Source organism: Streptomyces dioscori (assembly GCF_003024195.1).
Lineage (GTDB): Bacteria > Actinomycetota > Actinomycetes > Streptomycetales > Streptomycetaceae > Streptomyces > Streptomyces dioscori.
The window spans coordinates 604,625-627,394 of sequence record NZ_KZ679041.1 but is presented as its reverse complement, the minus strand read 5'-3'; the positions used below and the strand labels follow the sequence as shown (position 1 = coordinate 627,394).

Annotated in this window: 18 protein-coding genes; 6 read left to right on the top strand and 12 right to left on the bottom strand. The window is 71.4% G+C overall.

Translation table 11 applies throughout. From position 1 onward, the window contains the following. Positions 1–19: 19 nt before the first annotated feature. Positions 20–892 (bottom strand): oxidoreductase, encoded by an 873-nt coding sequence (locus C6Y14_RS13840; protein WP_159074237.1) that lies wholly within the window; start codon positions 890–892, stop codon positions 20–22. A 175-nt stretch (positions 893–1,067) separates the two neighbouring features. Between C6Y14_RS13840 and C6Y14_RS13835 the strand changes: the two genes are divergently transcribed. Beyond that, positions 1,068–1,985, top strand: a complete 918-nt coding sequence (locus C6Y14_RS13835) for a helix-turn-helix domain-containing protein (protein WP_107016897.1) — start codon at positions 1,068–1,070, stop codon at positions 1,983–1,985. Between the two features lie 34 nt (positions 1,986–2,019). Here the strand turns inward: C6Y14_RS13835 and C6Y14_RS13830 are convergent, their stop codons facing one another. Next, positions 2,020–3,507 (bottom strand): MFS transporter, encoded by a 1,488-nt coding sequence (locus C6Y14_RS13830; RefSeq protein ID WP_107016896.1) that lies wholly within the window; start codon positions 3,505–3,507, stop codon positions 2,020–2,022. A gap of 367 nt (positions 3,508–3,874) precedes the next feature. On the opposite strand from C6Y14_RS13830, the gene C6Y14_RS13825 reads away from it, so the two are divergent. The 3 genes from C6Y14_RS13825 to C6Y14_RS13815 all read left to right on the top strand — a co-directional run bounded on the left by C6Y14_RS13825 (position 3,875) and on the right by C6Y14_RS13815 (position 6,617). Then, on the top strand, positions 3,875–4,453 hold the full coding sequence (locus tag C6Y14_RS13825) for a TetR/AcrR family transcriptional regulator (protein WP_107016895.1): 579 nt from the start codon (positions 3,875–3,877) through the stop codon (positions 4,451–4,453). A 144-nt stretch (positions 4,454–4,597) separates the two neighbouring features. Continuing rightward, positions 4,598–5,977, top strand: a complete 1,380-nt coding sequence (locus C6Y14_RS13820) for a sensor histidine kinase (protein ID WP_107016894.1) — start codon at positions 4,598–4,600, stop codon at positions 5,975–5,977. Next, a complete protein-coding gene (locus C6Y14_RS13815) occupies positions 5,946–6,617 on the top strand; it encodes a response regulator (RefSeq protein ID WP_107016893.1) in 672 nt (223 codons plus the stop codon). The genes C6Y14_RS13820 and C6Y14_RS13815 overlap by 32 nt, the downstream gene beginning before the upstream one ends. Before the next feature lie 38 nt (positions 6,618–6,655). On the opposite strand, the gene C6Y14_RS13810 is transcribed toward C6Y14_RS13815, so the two are convergent. Both C6Y14_RS13810 and C6Y14_RS13805 read right to left on the bottom strand, forming a co-directional pair. After that, positions 6,656–7,702 (bottom strand): fatty acid desaturase family protein, encoded by a 1,047-nt coding sequence (locus tag C6Y14_RS13810; protein ID WP_107016975.1) that lies wholly within the window; start codon positions 7,700–7,702, stop codon positions 6,656–6,658. A 191-nt stretch (positions 7,703–7,893) separates the two neighbouring features. Then, a complete protein-coding gene (locus C6Y14_RS13805; protein ID WP_107016892.1) occupies positions 7,894–8,097 on the bottom strand; it encodes a cold-shock protein in 204 nt (67 codons plus the stop codon). Between the two features lie 545 nt (positions 8,098–8,642). On the opposite strand from C6Y14_RS13805, the gene C6Y14_RS13800 reads away from it, so the two are divergent. After that, a complete protein-coding gene (locus tag C6Y14_RS13800) occupies positions 8,643–9,905 on the top strand; it encodes a N(5)-(carboxyethyl)ornithine synthase (protein ID WP_107016891.1) in 1,263 nt (420 codons plus the stop codon). On the opposite strand, the gene C6Y14_RS13795 is transcribed toward C6Y14_RS13800, so the two are convergent. The 8 genes from C6Y14_RS13795 to C6Y14_RS13760 all read right to left on the bottom strand — a co-directional run bounded on the left by C6Y14_RS13795 (position 9,856) and on the right by C6Y14_RS13760 (position 19,189). After that, positions 9,856–11,073: an LCP family protein gene (locus C6Y14_RS13795; protein ID WP_107016890.1), complete on the bottom strand. Its 1,218-nt coding sequence runs from the start codon at positions 11,071–11,073 to the stop codon at positions 9,856–9,858. The two genes, C6Y14_RS13800 and C6Y14_RS13795, sit on opposite strands and share 50 nt — an antisense overlap. A 45-nt stretch (positions 11,074–11,118) precedes the next feature. Further along, positions 11,119–13,125 carry a bifunctional polysaccharide deacetylase/glycosyltransferase family 2 protein gene (locus C6Y14_RS13790; protein WP_107016974.1) on the bottom strand — a complete coding sequence of 669 codons (2,007 nt, stop codon included), beginning with the start codon at positions 13,123–13,125 and terminating at the stop codon, positions 11,119–11,121. Positions 13,126–13,386: 261 nt separating this feature from the next. Continuing rightward, on the bottom strand, positions 13,387–14,187 hold the full coding sequence (locus C6Y14_RS13785) for an ABC transporter ATP-binding protein (protein ID WP_107016889.1): 801 nt from the start codon (positions 14,185–14,187) through the stop codon (positions 13,387–13,389). Then, positions 14,184–15,008 carry an ATP-binding cassette domain-containing protein gene (locus C6Y14_RS13780; RefSeq protein WP_107016888.1) on the bottom strand — a complete coding sequence of 275 codons (825 nt, stop codon included), beginning with the start codon at positions 15,006–15,008 and terminating at the stop codon, positions 14,184–14,186. Before C6Y14_RS13780 ends, C6Y14_RS13785 begins: the two co-directional genes overlap by 4 nt. After that, a complete protein-coding gene (locus C6Y14_RS13775) occupies positions 15,005–15,886 on the bottom strand; it encodes an ABC transporter permease (protein ID WP_107016887.1) in 882 nt (293 codons plus the stop codon). Before C6Y14_RS13775 ends, C6Y14_RS13780 begins: the two co-directional genes overlap by 4 nt. Continuing rightward, positions 15,883–16,848 (bottom strand): ABC transporter permease, encoded by a 966-nt coding sequence (locus tag C6Y14_RS13770; protein ID WP_107016886.1) that lies wholly within the window; start codon positions 16,846–16,848, stop codon positions 15,883–15,885. Before C6Y14_RS13770 ends, C6Y14_RS13775 begins: the two co-directional genes overlap by 4 nt. After that, entirely contained in the window at positions 16,848–18,377 is a 1,530-nt protein-coding gene (locus C6Y14_RS13765; protein WP_107016885.1) for an ABC transporter substrate-binding protein, read from the bottom strand. Before C6Y14_RS13765 ends, C6Y14_RS13770 begins: the two co-directional genes overlap by 1 nt. An 83-nt stretch (positions 18,378–18,460) precedes the next feature. Then, positions 18,461–19,189, bottom strand: coding sequence for a DUF1684 domain-containing protein (locus C6Y14_RS13760; RefSeq protein WP_107016884.1), 729 nt, complete (start codon positions 19,187–19,189; stop codon positions 18,461–18,463). A 370-nt stretch (positions 19,190–19,559) separates the two neighbouring features. On the opposite strand from C6Y14_RS13760, the gene C6Y14_RS13755 reads away from it, so the two are divergent. After that, positions 19,560–22,445: a hypothetical protein gene (locus C6Y14_RS13755; protein ID WP_107016883.1), complete on the top strand. Its 2,886-nt coding sequence runs from the start codon at positions 19,560–19,562 to the stop codon at positions 22,443–22,445. Positions 22,446–22,770 lie beyond the last annotated feature (325 nt).

Here is a 22,770-nt window from a genome sequence, read left to right as displayed (position 1 = left end):
CTCCTTGCGGGGGAAGGGGTTAAGCGATCTTGTTCAGTTCGGCTGTCTCATCGGCCGGGAGGACAAGATCTGCCGCCGCGATGTTTTCGCGGAGGTGCGTGCGCGACGACGTGCCCGGGATCAGCACGATCGACGGGGAGCGCCGCAGCAGCCAGGCCAGGGCCACCTGTTGGGGTGACGCGTCCAGGCGCGTGGCGACGTCCGTCAGGATCGACGACTGCAGTGGGCTGAACCCGCCCAGCGGGAAGAACGGCGCGAACGCGATCCCCTCCGCCGCACACCGCTCGACGAGCGCGTCGTCCTGGCGGTTGGCCAGGTTGTATAGGTTCTGCACGGTGACGACCGGCGCGATGGCCTGCGCCTCGGTCAGCTGCGCGTCGGACACCGAGCTGACTCCGAGGTGTCGGATCAGCCCCTGCTCCCTCAGCTCCGCCAGCGCGCCGAACTGGTCGCTCAGCGGCTCCTCGTCCGTGCCCTCGGCGGAGCCGACCCGCAGGTTCACCACGTCGAGCGCCTCCACGCCGAGCCGCTGGATGTTCTCCCGGACCTGGGTCTTGAGGTCCTCGGGTTCCCGCGCGAAGATCCACGCGCCGTCGTCACCGCGGCGGGCGCCGACCTTGGTGACGAGGTGCAGATCGTCGGGGTAAGGGTGCAGGGCCTCCCTGATGATCTCGTTGACCACGTACGGCCCGTAGAAGTCGCTCGTGTCGATGTGGGTGATGCCCCGCTCGACGGCCTCCCGCAGCACCGCGACGGCCTCGTCCCGGTCCTTGGGCGGCCCGAACGCGTTGGGCCCCGCCAGCTGCATGGCCCCGTACCCCATGCGGGTGAGGGTCAGGCCGGCGGCCAGGGTGAGGGTGCCGCCGGAGAGTGTGCCGGTCACGTCCGTCATGGTGTGCCTCTCGCTGTGTTTCCCGTGCTTCAGGTGCTTCGTGTGTTTCTTGTGTTTCGTTCTTCGCGCCTTGTCTCCCGACTCTGCGCGGAGCCGGACGGGGGCGGCAGTACCCCGCTGTTCCTGGGAGTGACAGGGACAGTCACCCGCGCCGGGGCGGAACTACGGTGGGGACATGAACGGCACGGACGTCCTCGGAGAGTTCCTGCGCGCCCGCCGGGCCCTGGTCCGGCCGGAGGACGCCGGTATCCGCGGCGGCGGCCTGCGCCGCGTCCCGGGCCTGCGCCGCGAGGAGGTCGCGATGCTCTCGGGCATCAGCGCCGACTACTACCTGCGCCTGGAGCAGGGCCGCGACCGCAATCCGTCGCTCCAGGTCCTCGAAGCGCTGGCCGACGTCCTGCAACTGGACGCCGACGCCACGGAACATCTGATCGGTCTGGCCCAGCTCCGGCCGTCGCAGGCGCACAGGGCGGGTTCCGCGGCCGGCCGCGGACGCGGGGCCGCGCGCAGGGCGGAGACCGTGCCGCCCGACATCCTGCAGCTCATGGAGGCGTGGCCGAACAACCCCGCCTACGTCGAGAACAAGTTCACCGACGTTCTGGCCTCCAACGCCCTGGCCAGGGCCCTCTCCCCGAACCACGCCCCCGGCAGCAACATCATGCGGGCAGTGCTCCTCGACGAGAGCGAACGGGAGCTGCGCCGGGATTGGGACGAGCTGACCGAGGCGGGGGTCGCCGCGCTGCGGGCCAATGTCGGGCCCGACGTCGACGACCCGCGCCTGGTGGAACTCGTGGGCGAGCTGTCCGTCCGCAGCGAACGTTTCCGGCAGCTGTGGAGCCGCCACGACGTGCACCCGAAGCAGTCACGCGTCCTGCGGCTGCGGCACCCGAAGGTCGGCGACTTCGAGCTGTACGCCAGCAAGCTGGGCATCGTCGGAGCGGACGGACTGGTCCTCAAGGTCTTCCAGGCCGCGCCGGGCAGCCGGGACGCCGAACTGCTCGCCATCCTCGGGAGTCTGACGGCGTCCGGCGAGACGGTCCGCGACCGCGACCCGGCCGGCTCCGAGAGCCGCCGGGCCGTCGAGGACCAGTGACGTCAGAGACATCAGTGGCGTAAGGCCGGTGACGTCAGTTGCGTACGGCGGGGGCGACGGTCTCCTGGTTCGTACGCGCCAGGTCGAGCTCCACGCCCAGGTCCGCGTCCGGTCCCTGGTCGCCGGTGGCCCGGGGCGCGCCGGCGATACGGCGTACGTGCTGGACCGGGACGAGCAGCGCGGCCAGTGCCGCGGCCAGGAGCAGCAGTGCCAGCAGCGTGAACCCGTGGGTGTAGCCGGAGGCCTCGGGCAGACCCGAGGGCTGCAGGTGGCCGGTGACCAGGACGCTGGTGACCGCGGCGCCGACGGACCCGCCGATGGTGCGGATGTTGGCGTTCATCCCGGTCGCGGCGCCGGTCTGCTCGGCCGGGACGCTGCCGACGATCAGGTTGGCCATCGAGGCGAACGCCAGACCGATGCCGAGCCCGAACACGCCTGACACGAGCGCCACCTGCCACTGCTCGTCGTGCCACAGGGCGAGGAATCCGCAGGCGACGGCGCCCAGCGCGGCGCCGGTCGTGAGCAGCTTCTTGGCGCCCACCACGGGCTCCAGCCGGCCGCTCAGGATGCCCGAGAAGAACATGGCGACCAGCATCGGCAGCATGAGCAGTCCGGACGCGGTCACGCTCGCGCCGAACCCGTACCCGGCGGAGCTGGGCGTCTGGACGAAGGCGGGCAGGAAGGACCAGATCGAGTACATGCCCGCGCCGAACAGCAGCGCGGCGGTGTTCGTGGTCCACACGGCGGGCAGCCGCATGACCTTCAGGTCGATCAGCGGGGAGCGGGAGCGTGCCTCGGAGAGCAGCCACAGGACGAAGAGGACGACCGCTGCGGCGAAGAGCCCGATCACCCGGGTCGAACCCCAGCCCCATCGGGTCGCCTGGCTGAGCGGCAGGAGCAGCGCCACCAGCCATGCCGACAGCAGGATCGCGCCGAGCCAGTTCACCCGGCCCTCGGCACGCCTGGGCGACTCGGGTACGTAGCGGACGGCGATGAGGACGGTCACCGCGACGACTCCGACGGGCAGCCAGAACAGCCACCGGTAGTCGAGTGCGCTCACGATGGGGCCGGCCGCGACGATGCCGACACCGCCGCCCGCGGCGATCACGGCGGACAGGTTGCTGATGCTGGGGCTCACCCGGGACGCGGCGAACTCGTCGCGGATGATGCCGAAGGACAGCGGGAACAGCGCGCCGCCTATGCCCTGGACGACCCGGGCGACGATCAGTACCCCGATGGTCGGGGCGAGCGCGGCGATCAGACAGCCGGCCATCACGGTCACCAGGACGGCGACCAGGGTGCGCTTCTTGCCGATGAGGTCACCGACGCGGCCGAGGATCGGTGTGAAGACCGAGGCGGACAGCAGGTACGCCGTCATCACCCAGGTCGCGGTGGACTGCGAGGTGTGCAGCTCGTGCTGGACGGTCGGCAGGGCCGGCGCGATCAGCGACTGGAGCATGGAGAACACGCCCGCACCGGTCGCGAGGACCGCGAAGGTGAGGCGGGTGGACTTGCGGGGCATGGAAAGCCTCTCCGAACTGGTTGCGGCCCGCATCCTGTCGGCACGGTCGCGTCGTCGTCCGCGCATGCCGGAGCGGCGCGGGACGCGGCGGGGTCGTGAGGGCGGGCCCCTGTTCGAGCGCGGCCAGGAGCGGCAGCCGGGAGCAGGGGAGGGTCGCGGAAGGTGTCAGGGAGTGTCAGGAGGTCGGGCGGCCGGGCGGTGCGCTCGGCACGGGCCCGGACGAAAGACAGGGGTACGTCGTGCCGGTGGCGCGTGCGGCCGCACGTGTCCCCGGTGGACGTACCCCGCACTGCTAAAGTGGAGGTACCCCTCCACTGTAGCGGAGGCCAACCTCCGCTTCAACCTCGTCCCGCCCGGGAGGCAGCACGTGACCGCCCAGCCGTTCCCCATCAGCGAGATCGTCGCGACCCGGCGGCCCCACCGGAAGGACGCGGCGCGCAACTACGACGCACTGCTCACCGCCGCCCGTGAGGCCTTCGCGGAGCACGGCGCGGAAGCCTCCCTGGAGGACATCGCCCGTCGCGCGGGCGTCGGCATCGGCACGCTGTACCGCAACTTCCCCACCCGCAGGCACCTCTTCGAGAGCCTGTACGCGGACGAGGTCAACTCGCTGTGCGAGGTCGCCCACGAGGTCGCGGACCTGGAACCGTGGGAAGCGCTGACGGCCTGGCTGGACCGGTTCGCCGGCTACATGGTGACCAAGCGGGCCGTGCGCGAGGCCCTGAACGACGAGTCGGCGATCTTCGCCGCCTGCCGCGAGTCGATGTACGCGGCCGGCACCCCGCTGTTCGAGCGGGCCCAGCGGGCCGGCGAGGCCCGTACGGACATGACCTTCGTCGATCTGCTGCGCATGGTCGCGGGCATCACCGCGACCACCTTCGACGACGACAGCCAGCGCGACCGGGTCATGTCCATCGCCCTGGACGGCGTACGCGTCACCCGCTGACCTCTCCCTCCCTGCGACCTCTCCCTCCCTGCGCCCCGGCGGGGCCTCCTCCCTGCGGAGGATGCCTTCACGGAGGAGGCGGCCACCAACCGTTCCTCCCCAGGCCAGAGGGGCGGCCCCGGCGGCCCGTCTACCGTGGGGACCATGACCCTGATGGACTCGTTCGCCGGACGGCGTGTGCCCCCGGCCGTCACGGACGCGGGTCTGGCCCTGCTCTTCACCGCGGGGGCGTTCGTTCCGCTCGTGCCGATGCCCGCCGACGTGCCCGCGCTGCGCACCCCGGACGCCCTGTTCTTCGTACTCGCCCTGCTGTCCGCCCTGCCGCTGGCGATCCACCGGCGGTACCCCCTGCCGGTGCTGCTGGTCATGACGGTGGCGGTGGCCGCGCTCCAGGCACGGCACTACATCCCGCACCTGTCGGGTCCGCAGGGCACCTCCATCGGACCCTCCTACATGGGCGTGGCCACGGCCGTCCTCCTGACCGCCCTGCGGGGCGCGCCCAGGACGGCCACCCTGGTCGTGGCCGCGGTCATCCCGGCCGCGGCCCTCACCGAGGCGGTCCTCGCCCCGGACGGGCACCGCATCGCCACCCTGCTGGCGGACGGCGTGCTGCTGGTCGCGGCGTGGGCGCTCGGCCGGCTGACCAGGGCGCGCGCCGCCATCCGCGACCAGGCACTGGAACGGGCCTCGGCACTGGGCCGCGCCCAGGAGGCCAACGCGCGCGCCGCCGTCATGGAGGAGCGGGCCCGGATCGCCCGCGAACTGCACGACATCGTCGCGCACAACGTCAGCCTCATGGTCGTCCAGACGATCGCCGCCGACCGCATCCAGGACCGCGACGGCGACAAGGCGCACGAACTGCACGGCACGATCGAGGAGACGGGCCGGGCGACCGTCACCGAACTGCGCAGACTCCTCGACGTACTGCGTACGGAGGACGAGGCGGACGCCGATCCCAGCAAGGAGCCGCCGCAGCCCACCGTGGAAGCCCTGCCCGCGCTGGTGGACGCGGTGCGCGCGGCTGGTCTCACCGTGGACTTCACGACGACCGGGACACCCGCCGAACTGCCGGCCGGCTCACATCTGACCGTCTACCGGATCGTGCAGGAGGCGCTCACCAACACGCTCAAGCACGCCGGTCACACCCGCGCCGAACTGACCGTCGCCTGGGAAGCCAGGCATCGGCGGCTCACCGTCCGGCTCTGCGACGACGGGCCCCGGCCGGGCGAGGGGGCGGCGCCTCGCCGGGCCGACCTGCCCGACGGACCCGGTCATGGACTGCTCGGCATGCGGGAGCGCATCGGCGCCGTGGGCGGTTCGCTGCACACCGGCCCGCGTCCGGGCGGCGGCTACTGCGTGCACGCGGTCGTACCGCTGCCGCTGTCGGCACCGGCGCAGGACCAGGAGCGGGCACACCCACCGCTGCCGGCACCGGACGACCCCTCATACGACTCGTACGACATCGCAGGGCACTACGAAGGGCGTCCCCCGTATGCAGACCATCCGCGTCCTGCTGGTCGATGACCAGCCCATGATCCGGACAGGATTCCGGCTCATCCTCGAAGCGGAACCGGACATCACGGTCGTCGGTGAGGCGGCGGACGGGGTCGACGCCGTCGAGAGCGCCCTGTCGCTGAACCCGGACATCGTCCTCATGGACATCCGGATGCCGAACATGGACGGCGTCGAGGCCACGCGCCGTATCGCGGAGACGGGGTCACCGAGCCGCGTGGTCATCCTGACCACGTTCGACCTGGACGCCCATGTGGTGGACGCCCTGCGCGCGGGGGCCAGCGCCTTCCTCGTCAAGGACGGACCGGCCGACTCGCTGGTCGGCGCCATCCGGACCGTGGCCGCCGGTGACGCCGTGCTCTCGCCCCGAGTCACCCACCGGCTGCTCGACCGCTTCGCCCATCTCGGCGCGCCCGCCTCCCCCGACGTACCGTCCCGCCTGGGCGCGCTCACCAGCCGTGAGCTCGACGTCCTGCGGGCGCTGACCCGTGGGCTGTCCAACGCGGAGATCGCGCTGGAACTGGGCGTGGGAGAGACGACGGTCAAGACGCACATCGCGCACATCCTGGAGAAGTACGGGCTCCGCGACCGGGTGCAGGCCGTGATCCTGGCGTACGACTGCGGACTGGTGGTGCCGCGCAGCCCCCGGTGACGGCCGGAGACGACGGGCCGGGATGTCCGCCGGAGTGCTCAGTACTCCAGTTCCGGCCGCAGGCGCAGCGGGCCGCCGACGGTGTGCAGATGCCTCAGCACCTGGGCGTACGAGTCGAGGAGGCCCGTCTCGTGGTACGCGATGCCGTGCCGGGCGCAGAAGGTGCGGACGAGTTCCTGGGCGTGGCGCAGGCTGGGCCGCGGCATGGACGGGAACAGGTGGTGCTCGATCTGGTAGTTCAGTCCGCCGAGGGCCAGGTCGGTGAGCCGGTGGCCGCGGATGTTGCGTGACGTCAGCACCTGCCGGCGCAGGAAGTCGACCTTGTCGTCCCTGCCGAACAGGGCCATGCCCTTGTGGTTGGGGGCGAACGAGCACCCCATGTACAGCCCGAAGAGTCCCTGGTGCACCGCGATGAAGGCCACCGCCTGGAGCGGGGTCAGGACCAGGAACAGGGCGGCGAGATAGCCGCCGATGTGCGCCGCCAGCATGGCCGCCTCGGCGATCCTGGTCGTGCGCCCGGTCCGAGTACGGCCGCGCTCGAAGGTGGCCTGTACGCCGGCGACCTTCAGGGCCAGGCCCTCAAGGAGCAGCATGGGGAAGAACAGCCAGGCCTGGTGGCGGCCCAGCCAGGCGTACGCGCCGCTGCGGACGCGGGCCTGGTCCTCGGTGAAGGCGATCGCGCCGTCGGCGATGTCGGGGTCGCGGTCGACGTGGTTGGGGTGGGAGTGGTGCCGGGTGTGCTTGTTGATCCACCAGCCGTAGCTGAGGCCGACCAGCAGGTCGGCGTGCACGCGGCCGAGCACGTTGTTGACGCGCTTGGAGGCGGCGATCTGGTGGTGTCCGGCGTCGTGCCCGATGAACGCGGTCTGGGTGAACATCACCGCGAGGAACGCGGCGGTCACCAGCTGCCACCAGGACTGGCCGATCAGCGCGAAGGCGGTCCATCCGGCGGCCAGCAGGAGGAGGTTCGCCCCTACCTTGACCGAGTAGTAGACCGGGCGCCGCTTCAGCAGCCCGCTCTGTCTGACCTCGCGGCAGAGCGCGGCGTAGTCGCTGCCGCGGCGGGCGGGGGGAGGCTTGGTCATCCGGGCGGGATCCGCCGGATCGGCGCCCCGGTCGACGGTGTCGGTGGTGCTCACGTGTGTCCTCTCGGCGTGCAGCTCTTGTCGGCCCGGCGCCGGACGCACCACGAGGCAGGCCCGCGTACGGGCCTGCCTCGGGAAGGGCCTGCCTCGGGTGAAGAAGGCTCAGGGACGGGGCGCGGGAAGGCGGCTCCTCAGAGCGCGCGGACCTGGTCCGCCTGCAGTCCCTTGGGACCCTGACTGGCCGTGTACTCCACCTTCTGGTTCTCCTCCAGGGAGCGGAACCCGTCGGAGTCGATGGCCGAGTGGTGCACGAAGATGTCGTCGCCGCCCTCATCGGGGGCGATGAAGCCGAAGCCCTTCTCCGCGTTGAACCACTTCACTGTTCCAAGAGCCATGTGATGTCTCCTTCGAGTCGAGATGCTGGGGGCCAGCTGTCGAAGAAAACCGTCGAAAAGAGTTTCGCGAACTTCAACTACAACCACTCTCTACAACGCCCGGTGTGCCGGATACGTTCCCGATGGGCGAAAAAGCCCAGGAGCCCGGCTTCGGCCCCTTCCCGGCAGGTCGGCGCCCCGTGCGGAAGGGAGTACGGTTGCGGCACCGGGCGCACCTCGTATGCCGTCATCCGTTTCGGCGTCGCACTCGGAGAACGGCAATGGCCGACGCAGCACGATTCCGGCCGGAAATGAGCCGCACGATGCCTTCTGGCTCGTACCGTCCCGCCGTCTCCCGCAGCCCCTTTCTCACCCGCCCTTTCCGCACCCTCCGCTAGCGACTCCCCCCGACTCTGCGGACGCCCCTCGGGCATTCAGGAGCCCCGTGCACGGCCGGTCCGGCGTTGCACACCCCGGACCCAGCACGACGAGCTGACCAGCACAACGATCGAGCCGGCACGACGATCGAACCAGCACCATGACAACGAAATAGAAGGACGACGCGCATGAGTCTGTTGAGTCTCGGAGTACTCGCCTCCTCCCTCAAGGAGAACGAGTTCCGGCTGCCGCTGCACCCCGGTCACCTCGACCGGATCGCTCCCGACGTACGCGCGAAGATCTTCCTTGAGGAGGGGTACGGCGGCCGGTTCGGCGTCGGTGACGACGCGCTGCGGCCCCTGGTGGGCGGACTGCGCTCCCGCGAGCAGCTCCTCGACGAGTGCGATGTGCTCCTGCTGCCCAAGCCGATGCACGAGGACGTGGCCCAGCTGCGCCAGGGCCAGGTCCTGTGGGGCTGGCCGCACTGCGTGCAGGACGAGCGGATGACGCAGCTCGCCATCGACCGGCAGCTCAGCCTCATCGCCTGGGAGGCCATGAACCACTGGACCTCCACCGGCGCCTTCAGCGTCCATGTGTTCCACAAGAACAACGAACTGGCCGGCTACTGCTCGGTGCTGCACGCCCTGCAGCTCGGCGGCCTGACCGGCAGTTACGGCCGCCGGATGCGCGCGGTGGTCATCAGTTTCGGGGCCACCGCACGCGGCGCGGTGACGGGTCTGGGCGCCATGGGGATCTCCGACGTCACGGTGCTGACCCAGCGTGCCGCCGCGGCGGTCGCCTCGCCGATGCCGTCGGTCGTGATGGGCCACTTCGCCGAGCGCGAGGACGACCCGTCCCGCCTTGAGGCGCTCACCGGGCTCGGTCCCGTGCCGCTCGCGGAGTATCTGGCCGGGTTCGACGTGATCGTCAACTGCATAAGGCAGGACACCGACGCGCCGCTCACCTTCGTCACCGACGAGGAACTGGCCCTGTTCGAGCCGGGCACCTTCTTCGTGGACGTCTCCTGCGACGAGGGCATGGGCTTCGAGTGGGCGCGGCCGACCACCTTCGAGGACCCGATGCCCGCGGTGGGCACCGGCTGCCACTACTACGGCGTGGACCACAGCCCGTCGCACCTGTGGAACTCGGCCACCTGGGAGATCAGCGAGGCGCTCCTGCCGTATCTGCGCAAGGTGCTGAGCGGCCCGGCGGCCTGGGACGGTGACGCCACGGTCAAGAACGCCATCGAGATCCGCGACGGTGTCGTCCTGAACCCGAAGATCCTCTCCTTCCAGAAGCGGTCGGCCGTGTACCCGCACGCAGTCGAGATCCCGGCCGCCGCGCTTCCGCCGGCTCCGGTGCTTCCCCCGGCGCCGAAGGACACGGCGGCGGAGAACGTACTCACTTCTCCTTCGGGAGCGTCACCGGGCGGTCGTCCCTCAGCTCGGTGAAGAGGGTCCGCGCGCGGCGGTCGTCCCACTGCACGGCGCTGCCCTTGGAGGTGGCGAGCGCGGGGTCGGACACCGGCACGTTGAGCTGACGGCCGCCGCCCGCCGTGACACCCCGCATCGCGCGGAACAGTGTCATGAGGTCCCGCAGGCCCGTGTCCTTGTCGACCACCAGCGTGTCCAGGCCCGCGTCGAGGGTCGGGAAGGACCGGGCCGGGTTGAGGAGGGTCCCGGGGGTGACCGCCTTCTGCGCGAGGGCGGTCAGGAACTTCTGCTGGTTGCGGGTACGGCCCAGGTCGCCCTGGGCCTCCTGCTTGCGCTGCCGGACGAACGCCAGCGCCTCGGAGCCGTCGAGGGTCTGGCAGCCCTTGTGCAGATCCGCGCCCGAGTTGGGGTCCTTGACGTCCCGGTCCAGGCACATGTCCACGCCGCCGACCGCGTCCACCACGCCGACGAAGCCCGCGAAGCCGATCTCCGCGTAGTGGTCGACGCGCAGCCCGGTGTTGCTCTCCACGGCCCGTACGAGCAGATCGGGGCCGCCGAGGGAGAACGCGGCGTTGAGTTTGTCCGGCTCGGCGCGATAGCTGCGGCCGGTCTCCGGGCGGACGTACGACGGGACGGTCACCCAGGAGTCGCGCGGCAGGCTCAGCATGGTGGTGCCGTGGGCGCCGGTGTGCAGCAGGATCATCGAGTCGGTGCGGCGGCCCTCGGCCGAGCCGGTGCGCAGGTCCTTCCTGGCCTGTTCGGACAGGCCCGCCCGGCTGTCGGAGCCCACGATGAGGTAGTTGGTGCCCTTCCCGGCCGGTGCGCGGTCCGGGAGCGCGCCGAGGTCGACCTCCTGGTCGAGTGTGGTGTCGGCCCACACATAGGTGCCGACGGAGGACACGACCAGCGCGGCGAGCAGCAGGACGGCCAGCCGCACGGCTCTGCGGCGCCGGGTGGGGCGGGGTTTCGGGGATCTGCCGCCCGGTGCGCTCCGGCGGGGCCGGCTCCCGTGGTCCGCACGGCCGTCGCCCGCGCGGCCGTCGTGCGTACGGCCGTCGTGCGTACGGCCCGGGGTGGCCGGTGAGGGCATGCCGGGCAGTGGTGCCGTACGGGTCGAGGTCGGAGCGCCGCTCCCGCGCCCCGACCACGACCCGTGGCCGGTCCCGTGGTCGGTCCGGTCGTTCATCCGCCTGTCCAGTCCTTCGACTCCTGGGGGCACCCCGTCGCGGGGTCATCTCATGGGCACGCTCTTATACGGGGCGGGGTCGCCGATCTGTTCAGCGGCGGTGCCGGAACGCTTCATGATCTGCCACTTCAGCCGGCTGCCGAGCAGCACGGCGACCACGGACTGGATGACGACGAGATACATCAGCTGCCGGTAGACGACGAGTTGGAACGGCATCCACCACAGGGTCCGTACGCGCTCCCCGTCGAGCCTCAACGCGTAACCGGCGCAGAGCAGTTGGACGCCCATGAAGGCGAACCACACCGCGGCCGAGCCGAACGGGTCGAGGAACAGCACGCCGTACAGGGCGAACACGTCGATGACCGGGGCGAGGAGCGGGAGGGCGACCTGGAAGATCGCGAGGTAGGTGAGTCCGCGCCGGCCGAAGCGTCCGGCCACGCCCGTCTCCAGGACGGCGCCGCGGTGCTTCCACATGGCCTGGATCGTGCCGAAGCACCAGCGGTAGCGCTGGCGCCACAACTGCCGCAGAGAGGTGGGTACTTCGGTCCAGGCGACGGCGGACTCCTCGTAGAGGACGCGCCAGCCGGCCCGCCACAGGGCCATCGTGAGGTCGGTGTCCTCGGCGAGGGTGTCGTCGCTGACTCCGCCGACGCCGGCCAGTGCGTCCCGGCGGAAGGCACCGATGGCGCCGGGCACGGTGGTCATGCACTCCAGCACCTCGAACATCCGGCGGTCGAGGTTGAAGCCGAAGCAGTACTCCAGGTGCTGCCACTTGGCGAGCAGGCCCCGCCGGTTGCCGACCTTGGTGTTGCCGCTGACCGCGCCGACGGCCGGGTGGGCGAGCGGCTGGACGAGGTGGTGGACGGCGTCCGGTTCGAAGACGGTGTCGGCGTCCACCATCACGAGGATGTCGTGACTGGCGTACTCCAGGCCGGTGTTGAGGGCGGCGGCCTTGCCCGCGTTGGTCTTGCGGATCACCAGCACCCGGGGGTCACCGACGCCTTCGGCGAGTTCGGCCGTGCGGTCGGTGGAGCCGTCGTCGATCACGACGATCTGGAGCCGTGGGTAGTCGGAGGCGAGCAGGGAGCGCAGGGTGGCCTCGATGCCGGCCTCCTCGTTGTAGGCGGGGACGAGCACGGTGACCGGTTCCGTCACCTCCCGCAGCCAGGGCGCGCCGGGCCGGGAGCGTTCGAGGCGGCGCACATGGGCGCGGGCGAAGTGGACGAGCAGGAGCAGCCGCAGCACGCCGAGGGCCCCGGCGATGCCGAGCGTCCAGGTCATCGCCTGCGAGAAGGCGCGCCCCAGCCAGGCGGTCCTGATCAGGGCCGTGCCGCTCCAGCGCTCGACGGTCGACACCTCTTGGTACGGGACCAGTCGGGCCCCGGCCGACACGGTGGTGAAGCGGTCGACACCGGGGTTGCGGAGCAGCTTCTCGGTCTCCCGGTACGCGGTCGCCGTCTGGCTGAACTGGCGGACCATGCCCTGTGCCGGCTTGCGGGACGCCTTGTCGGCGGCGACCAGCACATAGCCCTGGGCGGTGGCGCGCCGGGCCGCCGCCCATTCACGGCCGCACAGGGTGTCGGGCGAGGTGGTCCGCGGCATCCGCAGCAGATTGGTGCGCAGGTCGGCGGTGCCCGCCAACACGCTCTGCGTCAGGTCGAGTTCGGCGGTGAAGCGGAGGGCGGACGTCTCGCCAAGGACGGCTCCGGTGTAGGTGTTGGAGCCGATCTCGTGGCCCTCGGCGCGGATCCGCCGTACGAGGTCCGGATGGCGGGCCGCCTGGGATCCCAGGAGGAAGAAGGTGGCGCGGGCCCGGTGCTTCTTCAGCAGGCCGAGCAGGCGCGGGGTCCAGACGGGGTCGGGGCCGCCGTCGAAGGTGAGCGCGACGGTACGGGCGGGCATGGAGGCGCTCTGTACGCCGTTGCGGTTGATGCCGATGACGGGGCCGCCGCGGGCCACGGCGTCGGGTACGGGCGAGGTGCAGGGAGACCGCGTGTCGGCGGCGTCGACCTCGTGGTCGGTCCAGCCCTCGAAGAGGAGGGCCGCGAACATCGCGGGCAGGACGAGTATCAGCAGCAGCCAGTGCCCTCGCGGATCGCGGGACTGTTTGTGCCGGGCCCTCACCCGGCGCCGCCCCTCCCCCCGGCCGCCCTTCTGCCCTCCCCGGCGTCGGTGGCCGTCGCGCCGGAAGGGGGCTGCTGCCACGGGTTGGTGGGGCCGGAGTCACGCATGGGGCTAAGCATGGGGCGCGAGTCTAGCCACACCCTCGTGCTCGCACGGGCCCGACGCCGAGGCTCACAGGAAGGGCGCCCTTCAGACCGGCAGCCGCGGCACGCTGTCGATGAGGCGCCGGGTGTACGGGTGGGCCGGGTCACCCAACACCTGCGCGGTGTCGCCCTGTTCGACGAGTCGGCCGCTCTCCAGTACCGCCGTGCGCTCGCACAGGGAGGCCACGACCGACAGGTCGTGGGAGACCATGACAAGAGTCAGCCGCCGTTCCTCCTTCAGCTCGGCCAGCAGGTCGACGACCTTGACCCGGGTGGTGACGTCGAGCGCGCTCACGGGTTCGTCGGCGAGCAGCACGCGCGGGTCGCACACGATGGCGCGGGCGATCGCGATGCGCTGTCGCTGGCCGCCGGAGAACTCGTGCGGGTAGCGGGAGGCCGCGTCGGCCGGCAGCCCGACCCGTTCCAGCGCGGCGGCCACCTTCGGCGCGGCGGTCGTGCGGGAGTCGAGCCCCAGGGAGCGCAGTGGTTCGGCGACGATCGCGGCGACGCGGCGGCTGGGGTCGAGGGAGGAGTACGGGTCCTGGAACACGCACTGGACACCCCGCCGGAAGCGGCGCATCTGCCGCCGGTCGCGCGGGGCGAGCGGCTCGCCGTCGAAGCGGACGGTACCCGCGGTGGGACGGGCGAGTCCAAGCAGGATCCGCAGCAGCGTCGTCTTGCCGGCGCCGGACTCCCCCACCAGGGCCAGCGACTGCCCCGGCTCGACGGCCAGGGACACACCCTGTACGACGTCGGCGGCGGCGCCCCGGTAGCGTACGGCCACGTCCGCGAGCTCCAGCACGGGTGTCGCCCGCGCCCCGTCCGTCGGCTTCGGCTCGGGGGTCATCGCGGGCTCCTCAGGTCCAGGGCGGACTCCAGTTTCCGGGCGCCTGCGACCAGCGCCCGGGTGTACCCGGCCTTCGGCGCGGTGACGACGTCCAGGACGGGGCCCTCCTCGACGGCCCGCCCGTCCTTCAGCACCAGCACCCGGTCGGTCACCTTGGCGACCACGGCGAGGTCGTGGCTGACGAACAGCACGGCCATCTCGCGTTCGCGGACGAGGGTGTCGAGCAGGTCCAGCATCTCGGCCTGGACGGAGACGTCGAGCGCGGTGGTGGGTTCGTCGGCGATGAGCAGGCTCGGTTCGCAGGCCAGCGCCATGGCGAGGGCGACCCGCTGGCGCTGTCCGCCGGAGATCTCGTGCGGGAAGGCGTGGGCGATGCGGTCGGGTTCGGGCAGCCTCACCCGTACGAGCGCGTCGGTGACGGCGGTGCGCAGGTCACGGCCTTTGAGGCCGGTCCTGCGGGCCAGCGGCTCGGCGATCTGGCGGCCCATCCGCATCAGCGGGTCGAGGGCGGTCAGGGGCTCCTGGAAGACCACGGCCGCGTCCCGGCCGCGTACGGCGGTGAGGCGCTTCTCGGGGGCGCCGACGATCTGCGTACCGGCCAGTTCGACGCTGCCGGTGGCGGTCATGCCGTCGGGCAGCAGCCCCAGCAGGGCGAGGGTGGTCAGGGACTTGCCGGAACCGGACTCGCCGATCAGACCGAGTCGTTCGCCGCCGCCGACGGTGAAGGAGAGGTCGTCGACGAGGGTGCGCCCGTCGTCGGTGCGCACGGTCAGACCGCGTACGTCGAGGAGGGGACCGGGGGGAGTGTCTCGGGGGGTCATGTGCGCCTCCGGCGGGTCGCCGGGTCGAGGGTGTCGCGCAGTCCGTCGGCGACGAGGTTGACGCCGACGACGAGCACGACCAGCAGGATGCCGGGGGCCAGCGCGCCCGCGGGTGCGGTGGTGAAGGTGGCCTGTGCTTCCTGCAGCATGCGGCCCCAGGAGGCGTTGGGCGGCGGGGCGCCGAGGCCGAGGTAGGACAGTCCGGCCTCGGCGAGCACGGCCAGGCCGAACTGGAGGGCCAGGTTGACCACGAGGGTGGGCCAGATGTTCGGCAGGATGTGCGCCGCGACCGTACGCGGCCAGGAGGTGCCCGAGGTCCGGGCGGCGGTGATGTAGTCCCGCGCCAGGACCCGCTTGACGAGGATCCGCACGAGCCGGGCGACCACCGCGCTCTGGGCCAGGCCGATGGCGAGGATCGCGGAGCCGAGGGTCGCCGAGCGGGCGGCCACGACGAGCATCGCGAGCAGCAGCGTCGGGAAAGCGATGAGGATGTCGAGGAACGCGGCGAGGGTGTCGTCGAGCCAGCCCTGCGCGAACGCGGCGAGCACCCCGAGGGTGACTCCGACGAGCGCGGCGATGGCGACCGAGCCGAGTCCCGCCTGCACGGCGATACGGGCGCCGGTCATCAGCTGGGTGAGCAGGTCCCGGCCCAGCTTGTCCGTACCGAGGAGGTGTCCGTCGCCGGGGCCGGCGAGCCGGCCGCCGGAGGTGTCGTCGGTGTCGAAGGGCAGCCAGACGAGCGAGACGAGGGCGAGCAGCGCGATCAGGGCGGTCAGCGAGCAGCCCGCGAGCAGCGTGGCGGAACGGCGTCGGCGCGAGACCGGCGTCGTCTCCTTCGAAGGCTCCGTCTCCTTGAGCGGAGCGGCCGGCAGGGTCATCGGGCACCTCCGGAGAGCCGTCCGCGCAGTCGCGGGTCGATGATCCGCTGGACCAGGTCGGCGGCGAAGCCGATCAGGAGGACGGCGAGGGTCGAGACGAAGAGGACGCCCTGGACGACCGGGTAGTCGTGCTGGGCGATACCGGTGGCGAGCAGCGAGCCGAGACCGGGCAGCGCGTACACCGACTCGACGACGACCGCGCCGAGCAGGGTCGAGGCGAGTTCGATCCCGAGGATGGAGATCACGGGGACGGAGGCGTTCCGCAGCCCGTGCCGCCACATGGCCCGCGGGAAGGACGCGCCCAGAGCCCGCGCGGTGCGCAGATAGTCGCTGCCGAGGACGTCGAGGGTGGCGGAACGGACGTACCGGATCAGGGAGGCGCCCATCACGAGCGCGATGGTGACCACCGGCAGAACGAGCGAGCGGACGGCTTCGGCGGGTGCGTCCCAGCCGTCCTGCGGGAAGCCGCCGGAGGGGAGCCAGCCCGCGTTCAGCGCGAACACGGCGATGAGGATCATGCCGAGCCAGAACACCGGCACGGCGATGCCCAGCTGGGAGATCCCGCTGAGCACCGCCCCGTACCAGGTGCGGCGCTTGTACGCGGCCACGAAGCCGACCGGTACGGCGACGAGGACGGCCAGGACGAACGCGGCCAGGGTCAGCGGCACCGTGACGTTCAGGCGGGCGGTGACCTCGGGGCCGACCGGCAGCGAGCTGACGAAGGACGTGCCGAGGTCACCGCTCGTCAGCTGCCCGAGCCAGTGGGTGAACTGTTCGGGCAGCGGACGGTCGGAGCCGATGGAGTGGCGGGCCGCGGCGATCTGTTCCGGACTGGCGCCCACCGAGGTGAGCGCGTTGGCCGGGTCGCCGGGGAGCAGGCGCAGCAGTACGAAGAGCACCACGCTCGCCAGGGCCAGCGACACCAGGAGGAACGCGAGGCGGCGCAGGAGATAGCGCCCCATCAGCCCTTCTTCTTGATGTCGTAGGCGTAGAACTGCGAGTTCAGGCCGTTGAGCGGGTAGCCCGAGAGCTTGCTGCTCGCGACGACGATCTGCGGGTAGAGGTAGAGCCAGTCGCTGGCCGCGTCCTCGGCCGTCTTCCGGTTGACCTTCTTCAGCAGCTCGGTCTGCTCCTCGGTCGTGGAGGCCTCTTCGGCCTGCTCGACCCACTGGGTGACCTGCTTGTCGTCGTAGCCCCAGTAGAAGTCGGGGTTGCCGTACCAGACCAGGTCGCGGTCGTTGACGTGCTCCTGGAGCGTGGCCGTGAAGTCGCGGTTCTTGTAGACCTTCGTGTACCACTCGTCCGGCGTGATCGTGTTGATCTTGACGGTGATGCCGACCTTGGCGAGCTGCGACTTGATGAAGGTCGCGGCGGTGGGGTGCGGGTCGTAGTTCGGCGTGTCGAGGGTGAAGGAGAAGCCCTTGGCGTAGCCGGCCTCGTCGAGCAGTTTCTTGGCCTTGGTGACGTCGTAGGCGTTGACGTCGGTGAGGTCCTCGTACCAGGGGTCGGTCGGCGGCACCATCGAGCCGATGAGCTTGCCGTAGCCGCCCCAGACGGATTCGAGCAGCTTCTTGTCGTCGATGGCGGCGGAGACGGCCTGACGGACCTTGACGTCCGTGAAGGGCTTGGCCTTGTCGTTGAAGGCGAGCAGCAGCTTGGTGGTGGAGTCGCCGTCGTTGACCTTGTAGTTCTTGTTGCTCTTGAACTGCTCCAGGGCGTCGGGCGACTGCTCGCTGGTGACCACGTCGACGGCGTTGGTCAGCAGCGCGTTGTTCAGCGCGGAGGCGTCCTTGTAGTAGTGGTAGACGGCCTTCTTGTTGGCGGCGGCGTCGCCCCAGTAGCCGGCGAAGCGGTCGAGGCTCAGCGCGGAGCCGCGGGTCCACTTGGCGAGCTTGTACGGGCCGGTGCCGTCCTCGGTCGTCTTGAGGTTCTCGGCCTCGGAGTTGATGATCCAGACGTAGGACAGGTTGTAGACGAAGGAGATCGACTTCTTCGACAGGGTGACCTTGACGGTCTTCGCGTCGGGGGTGGCGATGTCCTTGACGACTTCGAGGTTGCTCTTGCGGGCGGACTGCGAGTCCTTCGCGAGCACCTTCTCCAGGCTGTACTTGACGTCCGCGCTGGTCAGTTCCTTGCCGCTGTGGAACTTCACACCGTCACGCAGGGTGAAGGTGTAGGTCAGGCCGTCCTTGCTGACCTCGTGGTTCTGGGCGAGGAGCTTCTCGACCTTGCCGTCGTCCGTGAGTTTGAACAGACCCTCGTAGACGTTGCCGTTCAGGGCCTCGGTGACGCCCTGGCCGCCGCCCGCGGTGTTGTCGAGGTTCTGCGGCTCGTAGAGCGAGCCGATGTTCACGGTGGCGTTCTTGTCCCAGGTGCCGGCGGAGGCGCTGCCGCCGTCCGAGCCGCCGCCGCAGGCGGTGAGGCCGAGGGCGAGGGTGGCCACGGTGGCGGTGCCGTAGAGGGACGCTCTGGTCCTGCTGTTCTTGCTCATGGGTTCAGATGCCTTCGGTACGAGGAGCCGCGGGATGCTGCCGGGAACTGCCCGGTGCTACGGGATTCAGTGTGGAGGGGCGATCAGTGATCGGCCGGGAAGCCGTCGCGGAAGAGGGGAAGCTTCTCACCGGCCCGGACGGCCAGGTGGAAGCGGTTCTGCCGCGGCGGCATCGGACAGTTGTACTGATCGGAGAACCCGCAGGGCGGCACGAAGGCCCGGTTGAAGTCGAGGATCACCCGGTTGTCGTCCTCGGTACGCCGTACGAACAGGAAACGGCCGGCGCCGTAGGTGGTGTCCCCGTTGGTCGGGTCGCCGAAGACGAGGAGCAGGGTGCCGTCGTCGTCGAATGCGCTGAGGGTGTACTCACGGCCGTCGACGGTGAGCGTGATGTCGCCCGGGACGACCAGCTCACGGGTGCCGCCGTTGTCCCTCAGATGCTCGAACGCGACGCGGCGGGCGCCGGGCACGGGGGTGTAGGTCGCTTCCAGGACCCACGCCGGGTCGTACGCGAAGGCGCTGACACCGTCGAAGTGCCGGACGGCGGGCGAGTCCGCGTCCCACAGGCGCAGGCCGTGCTCGGGTTCACCGGTGACGAGGTCGGTGCGCCGGAGCGTGGTGACCGTCACGCTGTCCGGCTGCCCGGCGCGGGCGGCCTCGGCGTCGGGCTCCTCGCCGGCGGGCAGCCAGCGGGTCTCGACGAGGGCGAGGTTCCCGGTCGGCGAGGTGAGCGAGCGGTGGCGCTCGGCACGCCAGACCTTCCACTCCTCCCCGGGGTCGACGGAGGCCGGGGAGGCGGTGGGCTGTGACACGGCGGACTCATTCGACTAGGAGGTGGCGGCGATCCCGGATCTCCGGATCTCCGGATCACCGGTAGGGCGAACACGGATCGTTAATAGATGGTCAAAGCATGTCCTTTATCGTTCATAAGGTCACCTAATGTCAAACATGCGTCTCAGGTGGCGAGACGACGAGTCTCATGCCGGGGTGGCTGCGCGCGGGGGCACCGCCCCGGGCGGCCACTCCGCCCGGATCTCGACCGTCGGCGTCTCAACCACCTCGATCGTTGCCGTCTGAACGTTTTCTTCGTCCTGTCGGTGCGCGGCTCTAGCGTGTCCCGCGTGGCTCAACTCACCACTCTCTGGGCCTACTTACCTATACGTAAAGGACGAAGGCGGCACGATGAAGCTGGTCGAACTTGTAGAGGCCGGCGACGTCGCCGGAGTGGTCCGGGAGCTGGGCACCCTGCGGCCGGAGCAGCGCGGGGCGTGCGCGGCCGGGCTGACGGCCCACCGCGAGGCGATCTCCCGGCGGGCGAACACCGCGGAGGTGAGGGCCGCCCTGTTCGCCGCCGAGCTGGGCTGCCAGGTCACCCCCGAGGCCGCCGCGGCCTGGCTGCTGACCTACCGGTACTTCAAGGTGGACACCTGGACGGTGGACGTCCTGGACCTGCACCCCGTCGCCTGGCGCGCCGAGCTGGCCGCACGGCTCGGCGAGAGCGCGACGGCCTCGGACACGGTGTACACGGTCACCGAACACCTCGTCCACGACACCGGCTGCCCGCTGCCGGCCTCCCGGAAATTCGTCCTGGCCTGGCTCTCCAACCGCGCGAACGACCGGGAGCGGCCTCCGCGCGTACGGGGCGGAGTACCGGGGGCCGACCTCCTGGAGCGGCTGCGCGCGGACCCCTTCACCCCGAAACTCGTGCCCCTGGCCGTGCGGAGACCGGGGCGTCTCGTCTTCGGACCCCCGGTGTGGCTGCTGGAAGCCCTCGTCACCCTCACCGCCGAGGGTTTCGCCGACCGTGACGAGCTGGTCGACAACCTCTTCGCGGACCTCGTCGGCGATCCCCCCGGAGGGGCGCAGGCGGCGGCCGTTCTGGAGACACTCACACTCACCCCGGCCGAACACGCCCGGGTGGCCCCCGCACGGGCCGCGCTGGCCGAGTACCTGCTCGGGCGCCTGTCGGCCGACGGCACGCGCATGGAGACCGCGCCTTTCCTGGAGTTCCTGCGGGCCCTGAAGTGCACACCGGCCGAGAACGCGCTCCTGGCAAGGGCCCATCTGGAGCTGCTGGAACGGTCGTTGCCGGTGGCCGCCCACGCCCAGGAGGTCCTGACCGGCCTGGACGAAACGGGGCTGCTGGAACCTGCCGCACTCACCGAGGCATGCGAACGGGTCCTGCTCCGCCCCGAGAAGAAACTGGTCCGCGCCCAACTGTCCTTCCTGGAAAGGTCGATCCGGCGGGACCCGGCACGCGCGGACAGGCTGCTCGTCGACCTGGCCATCGCCTTCGAGCACCGGGAACTGTCGCTGCAGGAGCGCGCACTGGACCTGACGGCTCATCACGTTCGCTATGCCGGGGCGGCGGCACTGCGGGAGTTACGGACGGCCGCGGAACGGCTCAGCCCTGGACTCGCGGCTCGGGCGGGCGAAGTGTTCGGCGGACAGGCGGACTTGGGCGGCGCAGGGGGGTCGGGCGGCACGGCGGACTTGGGCGGCGCAGGAGGGTCGGGCGGCACGGCGGACCTGGGCGGCGCAGGAGGGTCGGGCGGCACGGCGGACCTGGGCGGCGCAGGAGGGTCGAGCGGCACGGCGGTTCCGGGCGGCGCACGGGGATCGGGCGGCACGGCGGACTTGGGTAGTGCGCAGGACTCGGGTGGTGCGGCGGAGGCCGCCGTCACCACGGCGTACGCGGACACGCTGCCCCCCGTGCCGGTTCCGAGCCCGGTGCCGGGGCCCGTCCCGACGGCCACCGAGCTCGCGCAGGAGGTCGCGGCGGTCGTCGCGGGCGACCAGGACGTGGTGGCCTTCGAGCGTGCCCTCGACGGACTGGTCCGCCACGCCCACGTGGACCGGGCCGCGCTGTCCGAGGCGCTGGAGCCGGTCATGCGTATCCGGCCGAAGGAGACCTACGACTGGGTGCAGGCGGACCTCTACGACGTGGCGGCCGCTGTGCGGGGCGACGAACCGAGGGCACGGGTCGGACTGCTGCACCGGGTCGTCCACCTCGGCCGGACCCGCCCGAGCAGCAGCTTCTCCCTGGCCGGTTCGCTGCTCGCCGCGCGCCTCGCCGAGGCGATGGAGATCGTCGAGTCCGGCACCCAGCCGTTCCTGCTGGCCGTACCGACCCTCTCCACCGGCGCACTGGACGCCGCCGTCCTGCTGGAACGGATCTCGGCGCTCGACGCACTCGGTGTCGAGCCCGCGCCGGTCGACCTGGCCCAGGCGCTGCTCCGGGTCACCCCGACGTCGGACGACGAGGTGCTCCGCGCGGCCGGAGCCCTCGACTCCCCCGCAGGCCGGCGGCTGGCGCACTGGCTGCGCGAGGGCGGGCTTCCGCACCAGGACTCGGAGCCGAAGGGCTGGCCGCACTGCAAGCCGCCGAAGCCCGCGTCGCAGGGGTGGTGGACCCCCGTGCGCCCGGGGGCGGCCATCGACCCCGAGTTCCCGTTGGCCGCGGCGGCGCTGGTCGGGCCGTACGTCGGCAACAACGGCCTCGCCGACCCGATCCGGCCCTTCTGGGTGGCCCAGCTGCCGCACCACCGCGAGGAGTTGATGGCACGCGACTACTTCGAGCCGCGCGTGTCCCAGACGGGGTGGCCGCGCGTACTGCCACTCGTCGCGGAGTCCGGCGGCCCGGCGGGCTGGTCGGTACACCTGGCCGTGGCGTTCGGCCTGCTCTGGCGCATGGACACCATCGCGGTGGTGGACGCCCTGCTGGTCCTGGCCGCGCGGGAGCAGTTGGACGGCGGGCTGCTCGGACGGCAGCTGGAGGCGCTGCTGAACTACGAGTGGCCCGGCGCGGGCAGGGCGGCCGAGTCGCTGCGAACCGCCGCGGAGACAGGTGCGTACGCGACCGTGTGGGCCGTCCTGGCCGCCGCCCTGCCCGGCCTGCTGCGCGACACCCCGGTCCGGGGCCTGGCCGAACTGCTGGCACTCGCGGTGGAATGCGCGTCGCGCTGCGGGGCGAGGGGGGAGATCACCGAGGTGACGGCAACGGCGGCCCGCAAGGGTTCGAGCCTGCTGGTGAAAAACGCCCGATTGCTACGGGACACGCTCGGCTGAGCCCGCCCGGTGAACGGCGGCCCCGCCCTCCGGGGGGGGGGCGGGACCGCCGTCCGGGGCGGCCTGTGCGTGAGCGAGCCAACTGTCCGGGCCCACCCGCGCGTCAACGGGGCCGCCGTCCCGGCCTACCCGCGTGTGGACGGCCCGCCGTCCCGGCCCACCCGTCCGTGAGCGGACCCACCGTCCGGGACGGCGGGACGGGGCCCGACGCCCCTCCCCCGTTTAGCCAACGCCCTCACGCCGGAGCCCGTCCGGACCGCCGGGGCGCGGGCACCTCCCCCACCCAGCACCGGCCCCGGGGCGCACCCTTGGGACACGCCCCACT

What these genes read in the sequence shown, in the direction of transcription:
- C6Y14_RS13840 (WP_159074237.1), bottom strand. Translation starts at nt 892, where the DNA reads ATGACGGACGTGACCGGCACACTCTCCGGCGGCACCCTCACCCTGGCC.
- C6Y14_RS13835 (WP_107016897.1), top strand. Translation starts at nt 1,068, where the DNA reads ATGAACGGCACGGACGTCCTCGGAGAGTTCCTGCGCGCCCGCCGGGCC.
- C6Y14_RS13830 (WP_107016896.1), bottom strand. Translation starts at nt 3,507, where the DNA reads ATGCCCCGCAAGTCCACCCGCCTCACCTTCGCGGTCCTCGCGACCGGT.
- C6Y14_RS13820 (WP_107016894.1), top strand. Translation starts at nt 4,598, where the DNA reads ATGACCCTGATGGACTCGTTCGCCGGACGGCGTGTGCCCCCGGCCGTC.
- C6Y14_RS13815 (WP_107016893.1), top strand. Translation starts at nt 5,946, where the DNA reads ATGCAGACCATCCGCGTCCTGCTGGTCGATGACCAGCCCATGATCCGG.
- C6Y14_RS13810 (WP_107016975.1), bottom strand. Translation starts at nt 7,702, where the DNA reads ATGACCAAGCCTCCCCCCGCCCGCCGCGGCAGCGACTACGCCGCGCTC.
- C6Y14_RS13805 (WP_107016892.1), bottom strand. Translation starts at nt 8,097, where the DNA reads ATGGCTCTTGGAACAGTGAAGTGGTTCAACGCGGAGAAGGGCTTCGGC.
- C6Y14_RS13800 (WP_107016891.1), top strand. Translation starts at nt 8,643, where the DNA reads ATGAGTCTGTTGAGTCTCGGAGTACTCGCCTCCTCCCTCAAGGAGAAC.
- C6Y14_RS13795 (WP_107016890.1), bottom strand. Translation starts at nt 11,073, where the DNA reads ATGAACGACCGGACCGACCACGGGACCGGCCACGGGTCGTGGTCGGGG.
- C6Y14_RS13790 (WP_107016974.1), bottom strand. Translation starts at nt 13,125, where the DNA reads ATGTTCGCGGCCCTCCTCTTCGAGGGCTGGACCGACCACGAGGTCGAC.
- C6Y14_RS13785 (WP_107016889.1), bottom strand. Translation starts at nt 14,187, where the DNA reads ATGACCCCCGAGCCGAAGCCGACGGACGGGGCGCGGGCGACACCCGTG.
- C6Y14_RS13780 (WP_107016888.1), bottom strand. Translation starts at nt 15,008, where the DNA reads ATGACCCCCCGAGACACTCCCCCCGGTCCCCTCCTCGACGTACGCGGT.
- C6Y14_RS13775 (WP_107016887.1), bottom strand. Translation starts at nt 15,886, where the DNA reads ATGACCCTGCCGGCCGCTCCGCTCAAGGAGACGGAGCCTTCGAAGGAG.
- C6Y14_RS13770 (WP_107016886.1), bottom strand. Translation starts at nt 16,848, where the DNA reads ATGGGGCGCTATCTCCTGCGCCGCCTCGCGTTCCTCCTGGTGTCGCTG.
- C6Y14_RS13765 (WP_107016885.1), bottom strand. Translation starts at nt 18,377, where the DNA reads ATGAGCAAGAACAGCAGGACCAGAGCGTCCCTCTACGGCACCGCCACC.
- C6Y14_RS13755 (WP_107016883.1), top strand. Translation starts at nt 19,560, where the DNA reads ATGAAGCTGGTCGAACTTGTAGAGGCCGGCGACGTCGCCGGAGTGGTC.